This window comes from Mycetocola sp. Y719 (genome assembly GCF_056713205.1).
The window spans coordinates 1,326,641-1,343,244 of the sequence record NZ_JBWYGY010000001.1; the positions used below are offsets into that span (position 1 = coordinate 1,326,641).

The window sequence follows — 16,604 nt, forward strand, 5'->3', positions numbered from 1 at the left end:
CCCTGTGCCACAGTTGAACGGTGACACTTCGACACAGCCTCCTCGCGCTCCTCGTGGCCCTGATCTGGGGCCTCAACTTCGTCGTCATCGACGAGGGTCTCGCCGGAGTGCCTCCGCTCGTGTTCGTCGCCATGCGGTTCGTCCTCGTCGCCATCCCGGCCGTGTTCTTCCTCCGCCCTCCCGCCATCGGCTGGCGGAACATCCTCTACATCGGAACGTTCCTCAGCCTGGGCCAGTTCTGCCTGCTCTACCTGGCGCTCCACCTCGGCATGCCCGCCGGTCTCGCCTCGCTGCTGCTTCAGACGCAGGTGATCCTGACCATCGTCATCTCGGCTGGTTTCCTCGGCGAGCGACCCAGCCGCCGCCAGCTCATCGGCGTTCTCGTCGGGACCGTGGGCCTCGGCATCGTTGTCGTCGGCCACAGCGTCACGGCGCCGTGGGTGCCGCTCGTGATCACGCTCGGAGCCGCACTGTCCTGGGCGATCGGCAACGTGCTCAGCCGCCGTGCGAAGGCGGCATCCGGACTCTCCCTCGTGGTGTGGTCCGCTCTCGTCGTCCCGATCCCGAGCTTCGCGCTCGCCCTCGTGCTCGACGGCCCGGACATCGTGTTCGGCGCGCTGTCGAATCTGTCGCTCGTGGCGATCCTCAGCACGCTGTACACGGCGGTCGCTGCGTCGCTCATCGGCTACGGAATCTGGAACACGCTGATGGCCAAATACCCCACCAGCGCTGTCGTGCCGTTCACCCTGCTCGTGCCGGTGATCGGCATCGCCGCCGCGTGGATCGTGCAGGGTGAGGTGCCGACCTTCAGCGAGATCCTCGGCGGCGCGGTCATGCTGGCCGGGCTCGCTACCGCGGTGATCCGCCGCGAGGTGAAGGCACGTCGATCACTGGAAGTCTCTCGACCGGGTGCGGGCGCTGAGGGTGAGGGGCTCGAGCCGGTCGGCGAGAAGGTTGACGATTCCCTCCGGTGACCGCTCCAGGATGCCGCGGACGATCATCGCCGGCGCCTCCCGTGCCGTCCGCCGATAGCGGCCCCACACCCCGACACTGCAGATCACGTTGACGAGTCCGGTCTCATCCTCCAGGTTCATGAACGTGATGCCGCTCGCGGTCGCCGGACGCTGTCGGTGCGTGACGACGCCGCCGACCTCGACCCGGCGCCCTGACTCCGTGGTCTGAAGCTGCTCTGCGCTCTTCACCCCACGCTCGGCCAGTGCATCGCGGACATACCTGATCGGATGATCGTCTGGAGTGATCCCGGTCGACCAGAGGTCGTTGAACACCTGTTCCTCACCGGTGAGCATGGCGAACAGGGGCGGTTGCACGGTGATGTGGGTGCCCTGCAGCTGATCCGGTCGTTCCTGGGATGCCTGCTCCGAGTCCCAGAGCGCGCCTCGCCTCGAGATCCCGAATGTGTCGAACGCCCCTGCCGCCGACAACGCCTCGAGCTGGGCGGACGTGAGCCCGACCCGCCTGGCGAGGTCGCGCATGTCACGGTAGTCGCCTCCGCGCTCGCGCTCGGCGACGATCTGCTCCGCCTTGCGCGCGCCGATCGATGAGACCCCGGCGAGGCCAAGCCGCACGGCATGGTGACCGTCCCGGCGGTGCACGGCCGGGTCGAACGGCGCAAAGCGGTCGTATGCTTCGACCGGCGGCTGCGGGGTGGCGAGGCAGGCGTCGAGGCCGGTTGCACCAGCGCGAGGGGATCTCGACACGCTCGCTTCGCGAGCTGCTCGATCGACAGATGGGGCAGCGAGGGGCTCCAGCCGCGCCTCCGCCCCCGAGAGCAGGATGTCCGGCCGCAACGTCTCGACACCGTGCCGCGTGGCATCCGCGACGAGGGACTGAGGCGAATAGAACCCCATCGGCTGGGCCCGCAGCAAGGCGGCCAGGAACGCCGCCGGGTAGTGCAGCCGCATCCACGCGCTCGCGTAGACGAGCAGGGCGAAACTGATCGAGTGGCTCTCGGCGAAACCGAAGTTCGCGAATGCCTGGATCTTCATGTAGATCGTGTCTGCGTCGTCGCCGGTGATGCCGTTCCCGGCCATCCCCGCGTAGAGCTTCGCCTTGAGCGATTCGATCTTCTCCTGCCCGCGTTTCGACCCCATCGCCCGGCGCAGCAGGTCGGCGTCCTCACCGGTGCAGCCGCCGACCACCATGGCCATCTGCATGAGCTGCTCCTGGAACAGGGGAACGCCGAGCGTGCGCTTGAGCACCGGTTCGAGGTCCGGGTGCAGGTAGGTGACCGGCTCTCCACCGGTGCGCCTCCTGATGTACGGGTGCACAGCACCGCCCTGGATCGGCCCAGGGCGGACCATGGCGATCTGGATCACGAGGTCGTAGAAGCACCGCGGCTGCAACCGGGGCAGCATCCCCATCTGCGCGCGGCTCTCGACCTGGAACACCCCGACGGTGTCTGCCCGGCAGAGCTGGTCGTACACCGCCTGTTCCTCCTTGGGCATGGACTGGAGGTCCCACCGCTCACCGCAGTGCTCTGCGGCGAGGTCGAAGGAGTACTGCAGCGCGGCGAGCATGCCGAGACCGAGCAGGTCGAACTTGACCAAGCCCATCCAGGCGCAGTCGTCCTTGTCCCATTGCAGGACCGTCCTCCCATCCATGCGTCCATGCTCGATCGGGCATACTTCACCCACCGGCCGGTCGGTGAGCACCATTCCGCCGGAGTGGATGCCGAGATGGCGCGGGAAACTGAGCACCTGCTGCGCCAGGTCCACGACCGGCTGGGGGATGTCATGGTCGTCGCTCGAGGTGAGGGCCCCCCAGCGCTCCACCTGCTTCGACCAGGCGTCCTGCTGCCCAGGGCTGTGCCCGAGCGCCTTGGCCATGTCACGGACGGCGAACTTGGGCCTGTAGGTGATCACGTTCGCCACCTGCGCGGCGTTGAACCTTCCGTATCTCTCGTAGACGTGCTGGATCACTTCCTCGCGCCGGTCGGAGTCGAAGTCGACGTCGATGTCCGGCTCTTCGTCGCGCATGCTCGAGAGGAACCGCTCGAACGGCAGCCCGTAGGCGATCGAGTCCACTGCGGTGATGTCGAGCAGATAGCAGACGGCCGAGTTGGCTGCAGACCCCCTGCCCTGGCAGAGGATGCCACGGCTGCGGGCGAACTGCACGATCTCATGCACGATGAGGAAATAGCCGGGGAAGTCCTTCTGCTCGATCACCTCGAGTTCGCGTTCGATCCTCTCGGTGACGGAGCTGTCGGCATCGGGGTATCGTCTCGCCGCCCCCTGCCAGGTGAGTTCACGCAGCCAGCTCATCGGCGTGTGCCCTTCTGGCACTTCCTGGAGCGGGAGCCCCGGTTTGACGCTCCGCAGCCGGAAGGCCAGTTCGTCGGCGATCTCGACGGTGCGCGCGACGGCTCCAGGGTAGCGAGCGAACCGGCGGGCCATCTCGGCGCCGCTGCGGAGGTGAGCACCACCGGATGCCGGCAACCAGCCGTCGAGCTCGTCCAGGCTGCGGCGCGCACGGACGGCGGCGAGCGCAGAGGCGAGCGGATGCTGCGCCGGCGTCGCGTAGTGTGCTCCGGTCGTGGCGACGACGGGGAGGCCGAGATCGGCGGCGACGGCAGCGAGGGTGTCGTTGGAGGTGGTGTCCTCCGGGTTGCCGTGGTCGAAGAGTTCGACGACGACGTTGCCGTCGCCGAACAGCCGGACGAGCTCGGCGAGTTCCCGCCGCGCCCCAGCCGCTCCCTCGGCGGCGAGCGCCGTCCGGACCGCACCCTTGCGGCATCCGCTGAGCACCAGCCAGGTTCCGTCTGCTGCGGAGGCGAGGTCGGCGATGTCGTAGCATGGCCTGCCCTTCTCGGCTCCGAGCGCCAGCTGGGCGGCGGTGATAGCACCGGCCAGCCGGTGGTAGCCCTCCTCCCGCCTGGCGAGCACCACGAGGTGGGTGCCTTCGGGGTCCGGTTCACCGTTCTGCGGTTTGCTGAGCCCGAGGGAGAGTTCAGCGCCGAAGATGGTGCGGAGCCCCGGGTATGCCTCGGCCGCTTCTGCCATCCGGACGATGCCGTACAGCCCGTCGTGATCGGTGAGGGCGATGCCGTCGAGCCCCAGCCGCACCGCCTCTTCGACGAGCTTCTCTGGCCCTGAAGCACCGTCGAGGAAGCTGAAGTTGGAGTGGGCATGGAGTTCGACGTACGGAACGCTCGCGTCGACGGGTTCCGCTGTCGGCACCTCGGGCACATAGGCGTTCCGTTTGCGCGACCAGGCGGGGCTGTCACCGCCGTCTGCCCCTGGTGGAGGGGAGCCGGGACGGCTGGCATCGGAGAGGGCGCGTTCGAACTCGGACCACGGCACCGGCGGGTTGTGCCAGCCCATCAGCGCACCCCCGTCGTCGATCGTCGCAACATGCGCTCAGTCATAGCGGGCCTCCGCCCACCAGCCGGAGTCGTCGAGGACGAGCAGCCAGGCTCCCCCGGTTTCGTCGACGAGCTGGAACCGGTTCAGCCGCTTGCCCCCTGCGTCCCACCAGCGTTCGGTGACCGGCCACGGGCCGGCCCATGCGCTGACCGCTCCCTGTGCTCCCCCCGGTGCGGCGAACAGCGCAGGCGCTGCCGAGAGTTCCCCACGCTCGTCGACGTCGACCTCTGCCCCTCCTGCGGCGTTGACCAGCACGCGTTGCCTCTCGGGAAACACGGTCGCCGGTGGTGGTCCTGGCAACCGGCCGGGCCACGGCAGCGCCTGGGACGCACGAACGGATGCTTCGCCACCAGGCGGCAGGTCGCCCCACGGTACGAGAACCCGGCGATCGGAGGGCTGGCGCCCGCCGGAGATGCGCGCGGTGAGCACTCCGGCGTGCCCGACCATGCCCTGCACCCGCGAGAGCCCCGAGTGGATGCGTTCGTCGTTCGCTCCCCCGTACAGTCCGTTCTCGTGGTTGCCGGCGGGGTCGACACTCTCCGGCTCCACCCTGAGCTTCGTGATGGCGCTGCCCAGACCGCTCTCTGCCAGCCCCGCCCCCTGCACTTGCCAGCGCACGCGGTCGAGAACGTCTCCGGCCGTGAACCACCGAGGATGCAGCCAGGTACGCGACCGGGAATCGCCTCCCTCCGTCGACACCTCGATCCGGATAGCCGTCGCGACGAGCGATGACGCCTGCAGCCTGGCCACGAATTCCTCCGCCGCCGTGCGGAAAGCGAAGGCCACCTGGTCGACCCGGTCGAGCGCAGGTTCGAACTCGACGACGCTCGAGTGGTCGGCCGGCGGGACGCGGGCGTCGACGTCGCTCGGGTCGAAGCCGGACGCCACCCGGTGGGCGAGCACGCCGTCCGGTCCGAACCGGTCACGCACCTGCATCTGTTCGAGCGCGGCGAAGTCGCCGAGGGTGCGGATGCCGAGCCGGCGCAGCAGGGCGGCCAGCTCGGGGCGTTCGAGGAGTTCGACGGGGAACGGGGCGAGGAATTCGGGCGAGCGGCCGACGGGGACGAGACGGATGGCATCCTCCTCGCTCGATGACGCGAGCTTCGCAGCCTGCTCAGCGGCGAACGGGCCGTCGGCGATGCCGACCCTGGCACCGGGAACGCCGAGGCCGGCGAGGGTGTCGAGGAGTGCCTGCGCTGCCTGGCGTTCCCCGCCGTAGTAGCGGCTGGGACCCCGTGCCCGCATCACACAGGTTCCTGGCCGGGAGAGCTGGACCCCAGGCACGATCTCTTCGACAGCGGCGACGATCGGTTCGAACACCCGGTGGTCGAGCACCGGGTCGTATGGCAGCGCGATCAGGTCGGGGCAGCGCGATTGCGCCTCACGCACGCGGAGCCCACGCCGAACTCCCTCGTCCCGGGCGGTGGGCGAGCAGGCGAACACTTCGCCGCGCTCGATCAGGGCGAGCGGGGCACCTGGTGCACAGCCGAGTTCCGCCGCCGCTGCGTTCGTCGGCCAGTCAGGGCACCAGATGAGCATGGTCCGTACCGGGGCGGCCGTCATGACACGGCCGCCTCGTCGTATCGGTCGGGCAGGACGACGGGCACTCCGGCCAGGCCTGCCGGGCGGATCGACTGCTCGGCGTCCGGCAGCCACAATTGCTTGCGGCGCGGTTTGCCTGTGAGGGTCCGCCCCGTGACCGACACTGTCACCTGCCTGGCGGCCAGGTAGCCGTGACCTGAGCCGAGTCCCATCCAGCGATCCTCAGAGACCCGCAGCGTAGCCTCGCTCTGCGGCCAGTCGCCGAGCGCGATCAGGGTGGATCCCCGCTGACGCAGCCGGGACCCCAGCCTCGCCACCTCGGCGGAGGTGAGGGAGGACGGAGGACGCGCGAGCACGACGGTGACGACATCGGCCAGCGCTGCGGTGACCTGCAGCCACTGCGCCCCAGGGTCTGGGACGAGCACGAGCCGATCGAGATCGATACCGGCTGCAGCGGCCGCTTCGACGCCGAGCGACGGCATCCCGACCACGCCGCACCACGCCCCAGCGGCGCTGGGCCCTGCGAGGAGGGCAAGTGCCAGGCTCGTCGAGGAGTGCACCGAATAGGCGGCCCCTGCGCGGAGCACACCACCGGGCAGCAGCTCGGCGACCCCCGGCGATGTCGGCAGCCCGTGCGAATCTATCCGGGTGCGTTGCATCCCCCGGATCCGTGCCTGCAGCTCGGCGACCTGGCTCGCTGCGGCGGCCGAAGCACCGGCGAATACCGGCGGACGGGCGGGAGCTGCGGACAGGGTCATGCGTTAATAGTCGAACACATGTTCGATTAAGTCAATCGGGTGCAACCGCCCGGGAGAGTCGCGATTTCCGCCCGGATCCAGACAGCGTCAGACCTGTTCCCACAGCCTCGCCCGGAGGCGTCGGACTGCCGCATCAGTGTCAGTGGTTGGTGGCTCATGGGGGTATGAAAGTACAGGTCAGCGATCGATTCCCGGTCTCCGCGGCGCGGGTCGCCCGGCCGCGGGGCAATGTCAGTGGTCGGTGGTGGAATGGAGCCATGAAAGAGCCAGCCGCCACCGCCGATCCGGCCCTGTCGGGTTCGAGGTCAGCGCCGTCCGGTTCGACCGTGTGGCTGGCTGTTCGACGCGCGTTCGGTGGTGACCCCGAGTCGTGACTTCCCCGGTCAGCGTCCTCGCGCCTGCACTCGATGTGCCGGTAGAAGAGTTCGCGCTTGACCGGTTGGGAGAACAGCTCGCCGAGGTGATCGAAACGCTCGATCTCGACCACCTCGACCGGCTGACCGGCGACGGCGTGCTCAACGTGTTGTCGAAGACCGCAGCACTCGGGCGCGGGATCGAGGCGATCCTCGCGGCAGCGGCCAATGAGGTTGCGGTGCGGTCGGATCCTGTGCGCGGCAGCGCGGGGCTGGCGGCCCGGTTGAACTTCGCCCGGCCATCGCATCTGGTCGAGCTGGTCGCCGGCATGTCCGCGTCGACGGCACTGCGGTTGATCCGGGTCGGCTCCCGCACCTCACCACGGGCGACGGATGCCGGACTCCCCCTGCCGCCACTGTTCCCGACCGTGGGTAATGCGTTCCGGGCCGGGTTGATCGGCATCGAGACCGCCGATGTGATCAGCAAGGAACTCACCACCGCGGCGCCCCGCACAGACGTCGAACAGCTCGCCGTCGCCGAGGAGGTCCTGGTCGGGCAGGCGACCGGCAGCGGCACCGACATCGGCCTGCCGCTGCCACCGGACCTCGTCGCCGTTCAAGCGAGACAATGGCGCGACCGACTCGACCAGGACGGCATCGAGCCACGAGCCGAGAAAGCGTTCCAGAACCGCGACTTCTGGGTCTCGAACACCACGACCAACGGGCTGGTCCGGTTCGGCGGCCAGGTCACCGTCGACGTCGGAGCGAAACTCCGTGCCCTGTTCGCCGCCGTCCTCAGCCCCCGAACGGCGCCCAGGTACCTGGCCGGCGACCCCTCGAATCCCGGCGGCGATCACACGGACGCCACGCCCGCGACCGCGACCATTGAGCCCGGCGAGTCTGCCCAGGCCACCGACGACCCCGAAAGCGGCACGACCAGTGAAGGCCCTGACCCGACTGGCCCGCGAGAGACCCGCACCCCCGGTCAGATCCGCGCCGACGTGTTCGCCGCGATGATCGACTCACTCGCCCGATCGACCGACGCCCCCACCGTCGGCGGCGCAGCACCCACGGTCATCGTCACGGTCACCGCAGAAGTCCTGAAGAACGAGAAAGGCACCGGCGAGATCGTCGGGATCGCCGACCCCATCCCCTACTCGACCATCAAACAGATCCTCTGCGACAGCAGCATCCTCCCCGCGATCATCGACCCCGATGGAGCACTGGTTGCCCTCAGCAACACCCAGCGAGGCTTCACCCGCACCCAACGACTGGGCATGATCGCCCGTGACGGACCCACCTGCGGAATCCCCGGATGCACCATCCCCGCGTCCGCGTGCGAGGCCCACCACATCATCGAATACTCCGACGGTGGACCCACCCACACCGACAACGGCGCCCTCTACTGTTGGTTCCACCACCGCATGATCGACACCGGCGTCTTCTCCGTCACCATGATCGACGGCAAACCGGTCGTCACCATCCCCGACTGGCTCCAGCGGAAACCCTACTTCCACTGACCCGGATGCGTCCTCAGATCATCCGAACCAGGCAGCTCCACGCACAGCCGGCTCGTGGGCGGACGCCGGAAGAATGCGATACTGAAAGCCGATCGCGAATCGGCAGAGATGCCCGGGAAGCAGACAGATGTCCGAGAGGACGAACGCCCCAGGAACGGCCAGAATCGTCGAGCCCGCACGGATCGCCTGGGTCGCGGACGGTGCGCCCCGATCGGCCCTCTGGCGCTCCGAAAGCGGGTGGCCTCCCCCGGCCACGGTCGTGTCGGGCGACGACACGATGACGGCAGCGACCGCCTTCCGGCTCGCGTCGACAGGGACAGCGATTCTCTGGACGGGCGACTTCCACAACGCCAGGCAACTGCTCAGCGCCATGGGCAGGCGGCTGGGCGAAGCACGTGCCCCCAGGAACGACGACATCACCGCCGCGTTCTTCCGGTCTCGCGACGAGGCACTCCGCCGGGCGACGATCCTCGGGATGCTCCTCGTCCCGGTCTCCTCTGACGGCACGCTCCCGCTGCGCCGGGCGCCGGACATCCGCCTCGCCACCTCCCACGCCTGGGCGGACACCGCCGAGGACTCCGTCGTCTCGCTCAGGGAACTGCTCGGCGTGATCGGGGCCGAGGAATGGCGCGCCACCGGGGTCGAGATCCCGGCACTCGGCGCTCGGATCCACCCGCACTATGGCGTCTTCGCGCCGGTCCGGGGCGAATACCTCGACCTCGTGGCCACAGCGCCGCTTCCACCGTCAGCGGCGAGCGCATTCGACATCGGCACAGGCACAGGCGTGCTCTCGGCGATCCTCGCGGCCAGGGGCATCCGTCGTATCGTCGCCACCGACCTGGACCGGCGGGCGATCGCCTGCGCGACGGAGAACATCGACAGGCTCGGCTTCAGCGAAGCGGTGACCATCGTGGCGGCCGATCTCTTCCCCGACGGCCGTGCGGACATCGTGGCCTGCAACCCGCCGTGGATCCCCTCGACGCCGAAGACCGCGACGGACCACGCCGTCTACGACGAAGACGGACGCATGCTCGCCGGTTTCCTCACCGGCCTCGCCGACCATCTCACTCCTGGCGGCGAAGGCTGGCTCATCATCTCCGACATCGCTGAACGGCTCGGCCTGCGCTCGCGCGGTGACCTGCTCGACGCCATCGAGGACGCCGGGCTCGTCGTGATCGCCCGGATGGACACCCGCCCGACCCACGCCCGCGCCGCCGACCGCTCCGACCCGCTGCACACCGCCAGGGCCGCAGAGGTCACGTCGCTCTGGCGGCTCGCCGCAAGCACCGCATAGCCGCAGCTAAACTTGTGTGATGCAGTCCGTCCACAACCCGCCCGCAGGGCGTCAGGAGGTTGCCGGCGTCATTCTCGCCGGCACGAGGTAGCCCTCCCCACTGATCTGCTTCGCACACTCGCGGGGCGCGCGCCCGACTCCCGGTCAGCACAGCCGCACCGGCGGAACGGGCCCGACCATCACCATGCCGGCCCACCGGCTTTCCAGCCGCCACGGCCGACGATCAGAGACCCAGGACATGCTTCCCCTCACCGAAAAAGACATCCGTTCATCCTTCATCAACGCATCCAGGAGGGAGGTCGGCGACCTCACCCTCCCGTCAGATCTCGACGCCCTCGACTGGGAGCGGCTCGACTTCCTCGGCTGGCGCGACCGGAAGTTTCCCCGACGCGCCTACGTCGTCCTCCGGCAGGGCGACACCGTGACGGGAATCCTGCTCCAGCAGGCCGAAGCGCTTCCTCGGGCGCGGGTGCTGTGCTCCTGGTGTCAGGACATCACCCTGACCGATGACGTCGTGTTCTACGGCGTCAAACGCGCGGGCGCGGCCGGTCGCAAAGGCAACACGATCGGCACGCTTGTGTGCGCCGGTTTTGGTTGCTCCGTCAACGCTCGAAAGCTCCCTGCCGTGGCGTACCTCGGCTTCGACGTGCACGCGGCCAGGGAGAAGCAGGTCGCGGGACTGCAGGAGCGGGTGCGGCGCTTCGTAGACGACGTGAGCATCGGGGCGGATCTGCCCTGAGGGTGATCGGCGCCTAGACCGGCGCGAACCCGTCTGCCCGAACGCCCCAGCTGGCCTCCCAGGTCTCGCCAGGGGCGAGCCATTTCAGGTCCTGGCCGGAGTTGAAGGCATCCGTCGGCGCGGTCATCGGCTCGATGGCCACCGCCTTCGACTGGCCCGGGTACTGGTCGGTGGTGAACACCTGCCAGTACGGGAAGTTCTCGTCGCCCCAGACGGTCACGGTTCGGCCGTCCGGAGCCGACACCGAGTGTTCTGACACACCGTCGTTCATGACGGCGCCACCGAAACCGGCGTCGAGGGAGAGGTCCGCCAGGAGCACGCCGCCCCGCAGGTCGAACGGAGTGCCATCGACGGGGACTTCGGCCGTCGGCAGCAGCCGCTCGTCCACCTCGAAATACGTGCTGACGTTCACGGTGACGGTGAGGTCCTCCGGTTCGACGTCACCGATGGTGAAGAACGGGTGCGCACCGATAGCGACAGGAGCTGCGGCATCCGACTGGTTCGTGATCGTGTGGGTGACCTCGACGCCGGCGTCGACGAGCCGGTAGGTGACAGCGGTGTCGAGCAGGAACGGGTAACCGTTCTGCGGGAACACTTTCGCCTCGAGCCGCAGCGTCGACTCGGTGCGCGCGGCGACCGAGTACGGACTGAAGCGCAGCAGGCCGTGGATGGCGTTGTTCTTCGCCGGTTCGGTGATGGCGAGCTGCTGGGTCTCGCCGTCGAGCGACCAGCGTCCGTCGCGGATGCGGTTGGGCCAGGGCACGAGGATGATCCCGCTGCCCCATGGGCGCTTCCGCCCGGCGTCGTACGGCGGGACGATGTCGATCCCGTGCACGCTCAGACGGCGGATGCCTGCAGCCACCTGCGTGATCGTCGCCTGGACGATGCCGCCTGACGACGTCTCCAGGCTCAGGTCGAACTGTTCGCCGGTGACTGCATTCATTGGGTCTGGCTCCTCGTGACGTTTTCCTCCCCGAGCGTAGTCGCCTCCCCGCACAGCGGCGACGGCTATCCGAATTGTGTCCGCGGGAGCAGAATCGGAAAAACCCGACGATCCAAGGAGGAAAAATGAGTTCGGTTGCCCGTATCACCACCATCAGCGCCCGGTCCGACACCAGTTTCGACGACGCCGTCGCCGCCGGCGTCGCCAGGGCGAACGAGACGCTGCGCCACGTGTCCGGCGCGTGGGTCAAGGACCAGAAGGTCGAAGTGCAGGACGGCAAGATCGTTGCCTGGCAGGTTGCGCTGGAGGTGACGTTCGTCCTTGAATGACGGCCTTCAGCTCAGGCCGTGAGAACCTCGACGCCGGCCGCCGAGATATCGGCGACCAGCGCCGGGTTCGCGTTGTCGCTGGTCACGAGTAGGTCGACCCGGTCAAGCGGTGCGATGGTGCCGAGACTCACCCGGCCGAGCTTCGACGCGTCCGCGACGACGACGATCCGTTCGGCGGCAGCGACCATCAACTGTTTCACCTCGGCCTCGGGCAGGTTGACGTTGGTCACGCCGCCGACGACGTCAACGCCGTTGCAGCCGAGGATGGCCAGGTCGGCGTGCACCTGGTCGAGCACGGCGCGTGCGAGCGGCTGAACGAGGGAATGCTGAAGCGGGCGCAGAGCGCCGCCGGTCACGATGACGGTGAACCGCGGGATCTCGGATTCGAGTTCCAGCGCGATGTTGAGACCGTTGGTGATGATGACGAGGTCTTCGAGGTCCGTCCGCTCCTTGAGCGCCTGCGCGACGGCGAGGGTCGTCGTGCCGACATCGAGGAGGATGCTCTGACCGGAACTGACGAGAGAGGCGGCCAGCCGTCCGATCGCCTGCTTGGCCTGCGCTGATGACTCGAGCGATTCCTCGAAGCTCGACTCTCGTTGACGCCCGTCGCGGGGCATGGCTCCCCCGTGCACCCGGAGCAACGCGCCGTCGTCGTCGAGTGCGGCCAGGTCACTCCGAACGGTGACCTCACTCACCGCGAAGACATCGGCGAGTTCCGACACCCGGACGAACCCACGGCCGGCGATGAGGTCGGCCATTCGCCGCCGCCGAACCGGCGCGGGAACGGCGTCTCCACCTTCGGGCGCATGCCGCATCGTCACCATGCGGCAATCTTCATTTACTTTCGTTTGCTTGTCAACAGTGAAATGGATGCTTAGAATGCTTACGTATTTGAAAGCATCCGCTCGAAAGGCCGCCGCCAGATGTCCAGCATCACCTCACAGACGGACGTCCTCGCCGACGGTCGCGAGATCATCTACTTCGACGATGCCGACACGACGCTCGGCCCGGAACGGTCAGCGGACACACGAGACCTTCCGGACAGGCCGCCGACGGCATCCATGCGCCAGGATCCCCTCACCGGCGAGTGGATCTCGATCGCGTCAGCCCGCCAAGGCCGTGCGTTCCTGCCCCCGGCGCACCTCGACCCGCTCGCACCCCAGACCCCCACGAACCCGTCGGAGGTGCCGAGCAACTACGACGTCGCCGTGTTCGAGAACCGCTCCCCGTCGTTCGGCCCCCTGCTCGAGGACGACAACGCTCCTCTCGGGCTCGACGACCTCGCCGAGATCGGTATCGGTCGCACCCGCACGTCGGTCGGCCGCTGTGAAGTGGTGTGCTTCAGCCCTGAGCACGAAGGATCATTCGGATCGCTCAGCCGTTCCCGCGCGCGGACCGTCATCGAGGCGTGGGCATCGCGCACCGCTGCGCTCTCGGCCCTGCCAGGGATCCAGCAGGTGTTCCCATTCGAGAACAGGGGCGTCGAGATCGGCGTGACACTTCTGCACCCGCACGGCCAGATCTACTCCTACCCGTACGTCACGCCGCGCACGCAGCGCCTGCTGGCATCCGTCGAGAACTACGGACCGACACTGTTCGCCGACATCCTCGCCAGCGAGCAGGCCGGCGACCGGGTGGTCCTGCGCGGCGAGCACTGGACGGCGTTCGTGCCTTTCGCGGCCAGGTGGCCGATCGAGGTGCACATGCTCCCCCACCGCCACGTGCCCGACTTCGACGGCACCACGGACGAGGAGCGCGACGAACTCGCGGTGCTCTACCTGCGGCTGCTCCGCGGCATCGACGCCCTGTACGAGACCCAGACCCCGTACATCGCCGCGTGGCACCAGGCCCCGGTCGCGACAGGCCGCGACGAGATCCGGCTGATGCTTCAGCTCACGTCACCGCGCCGCGCCGCCGACAAACTGAAGTACCTGGCCGGTTCCGAAGCGGCCATGGGCGCCTGGATCGGCGACATCCCGCCTGAGCAGACCGCGGAACGGGTGCGCGACGCCATCGCCCGCGCCGACAAGGAGAACCCCGTATGAGCGAGCTGAGCAACCGGGCACGAGCGGGCTTCGTGGAGCGGTTCACCCGCGAGCCCGAGGGAGTCTGGCGCGCCCCGGGCCGCGTCAACCTCATCGGTGAGCACACCGACTACAACGACGGCTTCGTCTTCCCGTTCGCTATTGACCGGTCGACCGTCGTGGCACTCGCTGCACGGGAGGACCGCATCATCCAGGTGACGACGGCGTACACCGACGACATCGTCAGGATCGCACTCGATGACGTCACCCCGGCGGCCCTCTCCGGCTGGTCGGCCTATCCGCTCGGCGTGGTCTGGGCCCTCGGCGAGTTCGGCGCCGACCTCTCCGCGGTGTCCGGGTTCGACGCGCACATCGATTCGGCCGTGCCGATCGGCGCAGGCCTGTCGTCGTCAGCAGCGATCGAGTGCGCCGTGTCCGTCGCGCTCACCGAGGTCTGGGGCCTCGACCTCAGTCGCGAGACCCTGGCACGCGTCGGCCAGCTCGCCGAGAACAAGGCTGTCGGCGCGCCGACAGGCATCATGGACCAGTCGGCATCCCTGCTCGGCCAGAAAGATGCAGCGGTGTTCCTCGACTGCCGCAGCCTCGATGCCGAGGTCATCCCGCTTGGATTCGAGGCGGCAGGCCTTGTGCTCCTCATCATCAACACGAGGGTTTCCCACGCGCACGCGACCGGCGGGTATGCCGACCGTCGGGCATCCTGCGAGCGCGGGGCGCGCGAGATGGGCGTATCGTCCCTCCGCGACCTCGACGTCGACGACCTCGAGCGCGCAGCGGAAGTGCTCGACGCGGAGACCCTGCGACGGGTTCGTCACATCCTCACCGAGAACCAGCGCGTGCTCGACACGGTTCGCACGCTGCGTACGGAGGGACCCGAGGCGATCGGCGAGCTGCTCACCGCCTCGCACGTCTCCATGCGGGACGACTTCGAGATCTCGGTGGCCGAACTCGACGTGGCCGTCGACTCCGCCAATGCCGCCGGCGCTGTCGGCGCGCGGATGACCGGCGGCGGCTTCGGAGGCGCGGCGATCGCGCTCGTCCGGGTCGCCGACCTGCATGCCGTGTCCGATGCCGTCACAGCGGCCTTCGCCGCGCACGGGTTCCGCGAGCCCGAACTGTTCACCGTCACGGCGGCGGACGGCGCGTCCCGCGTCGACTAGTCGCCGACGTTCAACAGAGAAAAACGCGCCTCACGCACACGCAACAGGACGAAACGCCACTTTTCACAAGACTGCTCCTGTTGAGCGAGCGCCGCTAGCCCGGCTCGACCGCTGTCGGCGTTCCTCCGGTCAGCCGGACGAGTTCGTCGAACGTGGTCGGGAACACGGTGTGCGGATGCCCCGCCGCCGCCCACACCTCCGGGTACGCGGCGAGCGCCGTGTCGATGAAGGTCCGCACAGGGGCCGGATGTCCGACCGGCGCGACTCCCCCGATCACCTGGCCGGTCGCTGACCGGACCGTCACGGCATCCGCCCGCCTGAGCCGTCCGCCGAGCTGCTCGCCCAGCCAGGCCGTGTCGACGCGGTGAGCGCCCGAGGTCAGGACGAGGACGGGGTCGCCGTCGAGCGTGAAGATGAGCGAGTTGGCGATTGCTCCGACCTCGACCCCGAGCGCCGCAGCAGCGTGCACAGCCGTGGGTGTCGCATCGTCGAACCAGCGCACGTCGCCGCCGGCTCCCCCTGCCCTGAGCTCGGCGACCACACGGTCGACGGTCGGGTGGCCGGCACGGCTGTCTGTCATGCCGGAATCCTATCCACGCGTGAGCGCTCCAGCCACGCGGCGGCAGCGCTCAGGATCGATGGTGAGCCCGGCGTCCAGCGCCCAGAGCCAGTAATCGACGGTGCGATACAGCGCCCAGGCCCTGGCGCGGTGGTCGTCCAGTCCGGCCGCGCGGACCATCCGGGAGAAGCAGTCGAGGATCTCCGGCGGGTCGCCCATGTCGTCGACACGCGTCCACAGCGCGCGGGCGATGTCGTACTCGATGTCGCCTCGCAGCAGCAGCGGATCGACGACGAGCCACGGCTCACGGCTGCCACGGAGCACCTGGTCGGCGTGCAGGTCGCCGTTCACGGCGGTGTCCGGGGTCGCCGTGTGTTGCAGCGGGCGCCCGGCCGCGACCGCCGCGTCGAGAAGAGCACGGTCGAACGGGCGGCCGAGTTGCTCCCACTGCGGCTCGAGTTCGGGCAGGCGGGACAGCACGATGTCGGCGGTGGACGGGGCTGACGCCGGTGCGGCAACCGCCAGTCGGCGCATCGCGCGCCCGAGTTGGTCCATGGCCACCTCGAGCGGTTCGTCGGCGAGCGTGCCCGTCGTGTCGAGTCGTTCGAGCAACAGGGCACCGGAATCGTCGTCGCCCACGAGCATCACGGTGCCGCGGCCCGCCCAGAACGCCAGGGCGTCCCTCTCGGCCGCGAAGGCGGCATCCGGCGGCGACAGGCGCAGCACCAGCCTCTCGGTTCCCCGGAGCACTGGCACGACGAGCGCGTTCGAGCCGTGCAGCGGTTCGCCGTCGACGACGAGACCCCAGGCGTCGCAGCGCTCGGCGACAACAGCGGGCAGGGTCGCGAGCCACTCCGCTCCCTCGGTCCACCACCGCGGCATGGCGAGGAACGACGCTGGAACCTCGATGTCGCCCATGATCAGAGCCTAACGATCGCCGAGAACGCAGTAGTGGCTCGAAAACCACAGGTTTTCGAGCCACT

Annotated in this window: 14 protein-coding genes; 7 read left to right on the forward strand and 7 right to left on the reverse strand. The window is 68.7% G+C overall.

Going from position 1 to position 16,604, the window contains the following annotated elements; translation table 11 throughout:
- The first annotated feature begins 20 nt into the window (after positions 1–20).
- Positions 21–974, forward strand: a complete 954-nt coding sequence (locus AC1M0F_RS06250; protein ID WP_480237315.1) for an EamA family transporter — start codon at positions 21–23, stop codon at positions 972–974.
- On the opposite strand, the gene AC1M0F_RS06255 is transcribed toward AC1M0F_RS06250, so the two are convergent.
- Genes AC1M0F_RS06255 through AC1M0F_RS06265 form a run of 3 tightly spaced genes read right to left on the reverse strand, consistent with a single transcriptional unit; the run spans position 888 to position 6,682 of the window.
- Complete coding sequence (locus AC1M0F_RS06255; protein ID WP_480237316.1) at positions 888–4,340, reverse strand: error-prone DNA polymerase; 3,453 nt, start codon at positions 4,338–4,340, stop codon at positions 888–890. The genes AC1M0F_RS06250 and AC1M0F_RS06255 overlap by 87 nt on opposite strands.
- 36 nt (positions 4,341–4,376) lie before the next feature.
- Positions 4,377–5,945 (reverse strand): DNA polymerase Y family protein, encoded by a 1,569-nt coding sequence (locus AC1M0F_RS06260; protein ID WP_480237317.1) that lies wholly within the window; start codon positions 5,943–5,945, stop codon positions 4,377–4,379.
- On the reverse strand, positions 5,942–6,682 hold the full coding sequence (locus AC1M0F_RS06265; protein WP_480237318.1) for a hypothetical protein: 741 nt from the start codon (positions 6,680–6,682) through the stop codon (positions 5,942–5,944). The genes AC1M0F_RS06260 and AC1M0F_RS06265 overlap by 4 nt, the downstream gene beginning before the upstream one ends.
- A gap of 370 nt (positions 6,683–7,052) precedes the next feature.
- Between AC1M0F_RS06265 and AC1M0F_RS06270 the strand changes: the two genes are divergently transcribed.
- From AC1M0F_RS06270 to AC1M0F_RS06280, 3 genes are all read left to right on the forward strand, one after another.
- On the forward strand, positions 7,053–8,555 hold the full coding sequence (locus tag AC1M0F_RS06270) for an HNH endonuclease signature motif containing protein (protein ID WP_480237319.1): 1,503 nt from the start codon (positions 7,053–7,055) through the stop codon (positions 8,553–8,555).
- A 127-nt stretch (positions 8,556–8,682) separates the two neighbouring features.
- Positions 8,683–9,849, forward strand: a complete 1,167-nt coding sequence (locus tag AC1M0F_RS06275; RefSeq protein WP_480237320.1) for a methyltransferase — start codon at positions 8,683–8,685, stop codon at positions 9,847–9,849.
- A 238-nt stretch (positions 9,850–10,087) separates the two neighbouring features.
- Positions 10,088–10,588 (forward strand): FBP domain-containing protein, encoded by a 501-nt coding sequence (locus tag AC1M0F_RS06280; protein WP_480237321.1) that lies wholly within the window; start codon positions 10,088–10,090, stop codon positions 10,586–10,588.
- 13 nt (positions 10,589–10,601) lie between these two features.
- On the opposite strand, the gene AC1M0F_RS06285 is transcribed toward AC1M0F_RS06280, so the two are convergent.
- Positions 10,602–11,531, reverse strand: a complete 930-nt coding sequence (locus tag AC1M0F_RS06285; RefSeq protein WP_480237322.1) for an aldose 1-epimerase family protein — start codon at positions 11,529–11,531, stop codon at positions 10,602–10,604.
- A 125-nt stretch (positions 11,532–11,656) separates the two neighbouring features.
- Between AC1M0F_RS06285 and AC1M0F_RS06290 the strand changes: the two genes are divergently transcribed.
- Complete coding sequence (locus AC1M0F_RS06290; RefSeq protein ID WP_480237323.1) at positions 11,657–11,860, forward strand: dodecin family protein; 204 nt, start codon at positions 11,657–11,659, stop codon at positions 11,858–11,860.
- 11 nt (positions 11,861–11,871) lie between these two features.
- On the opposite strand, the gene AC1M0F_RS06295 is transcribed toward AC1M0F_RS06290, so the two are convergent.
- The gene (locus tag AC1M0F_RS06295; protein ID WP_480237324.1) at positions 11,872–12,618 is read right to left on the reverse strand and encodes a DeoR/GlpR family DNA-binding transcription regulator; all 747 of its coding nucleotides are present in this window, start codon (positions 12,616–12,618) and stop codon (positions 11,872–11,874) included.
- A gap of 165 nt (positions 12,619–12,783) precedes the next feature.
- On the opposite strand from AC1M0F_RS06295, the gene galT reads away from it, so the two are divergent.
- Positions 12,784–13,905: a galactose-1-phosphate uridylyltransferase gene (galT, locus tag AC1M0F_RS06300; protein WP_480237325.1), complete on the forward strand. Its 1,122-nt coding sequence runs from the start codon at positions 12,784–12,786 to the stop codon at positions 13,903–13,905.
- Positions 13,902–15,062: a galactokinase gene (gene galK / locus AC1M0F_RS06305; RefSeq protein WP_480237326.1), complete on the forward strand. Its 1,161-nt coding sequence runs from the start codon at positions 13,902–13,904 to the stop codon at positions 15,060–15,062. Before galT ends, galK begins: the two co-directional genes overlap by 4 nt.
- Positions 15,063–15,156: 94 nt before the next feature.
- On the opposite strand, the gene AC1M0F_RS06310 is transcribed toward galK, so the two are convergent.
- Both AC1M0F_RS06310 and AC1M0F_RS06315 read right to left on the reverse strand, forming a co-directional pair.
- Positions 15,157–15,642: a YbaK/EbsC family protein gene (locus AC1M0F_RS06310; protein ID WP_480237327.1), complete on the reverse strand. Its 486-nt coding sequence runs from the start codon at positions 15,640–15,642 to the stop codon at positions 15,157–15,159.
- A gap of 9 nt (positions 15,643–15,651) precedes the next feature.
- Complete coding sequence (locus AC1M0F_RS06315) at positions 15,652–16,539, reverse strand: aminoglycoside phosphotransferase family protein (protein ID WP_480237328.1); 888 nt, start codon at positions 16,537–16,539, stop codon at positions 15,652–15,654.
- Positions 16,540–16,604: the final 65 nt, after the last annotated feature.

Coding starts and splice junctions, on each gene's coding strand:
- AC1M0F_RS06255 (WP_480237316.1), bottom strand. CDS start 4,340: ATGGGCTGGCACAACCCGCCGGTGCCGTGGTCCGAGTTCGAACGCGCC.
- AC1M0F_RS06260 (WP_480237317.1), bottom strand. CDS start 5,945: ATGACGGCCGCCCCGGTACGGACCATGCTCATCTGGTGCCCTGACTGG.
- AC1M0F_RS06265 (WP_480237318.1), bottom strand. CDS start 6,682: ATGACCCTGTCCGCAGCTCCCGCCCGTCCGCCGGTATTCGCCGGTGCT.
- AC1M0F_RS06275 (WP_480237320.1), top strand. CDS start 8,683: ATGTCCGAGAGGACGAACGCCCCAGGAACGGCCAGAATCGTCGAGCCC.
- AC1M0F_RS06280 (WP_480237321.1), top strand. CDS start 10,088: ATGCTTCCCCTCACCGAAAAAGACATCCGTTCATCCTTCATCAACGCA.
- AC1M0F_RS06285 (WP_480237322.1), bottom strand. CDS start 11,531: ATGAATGCAGTCACCGGCGAACAGTTCGACCTGAGCCTGGAGACGTCG.
- AC1M0F_RS06290 (WP_480237323.1), top strand. CDS start 11,657: ATGAGTTCGGTTGCCCGTATCACCACCATCAGCGCCCGGTCCGACACC.
- AC1M0F_RS06295 (WP_480237324.1), bottom strand. CDS start 12,618: ATGGCCGACCTCATCGCCGGCCGTGGGTTCGTCCGGGTGTCGGAACTC.
- galT (WP_480237325.1), top strand. CDS start 12,784: ATGTCCAGCATCACCTCACAGACGGACGTCCTCGCCGACGGTCGCGAG.
- galK (WP_480237326.1), top strand. CDS start 13,902: ATGAGCGAGCTGAGCAACCGGGCACGAGCGGGCTTCGTGGAGCGGTTC.
- AC1M0F_RS06310 (WP_480237327.1), bottom strand. CDS start 15,642: ATGACAGACAGCCGTGCCGGCCACCCGACCGTCGACCGTGTGGTCGCC.
- AC1M0F_RS06315 (WP_480237328.1), bottom strand. CDS start 16,539: ATGGGCGACATCGAGGTTCCAGCGTCGTTCCTCGCCATGCCGCGGTGG.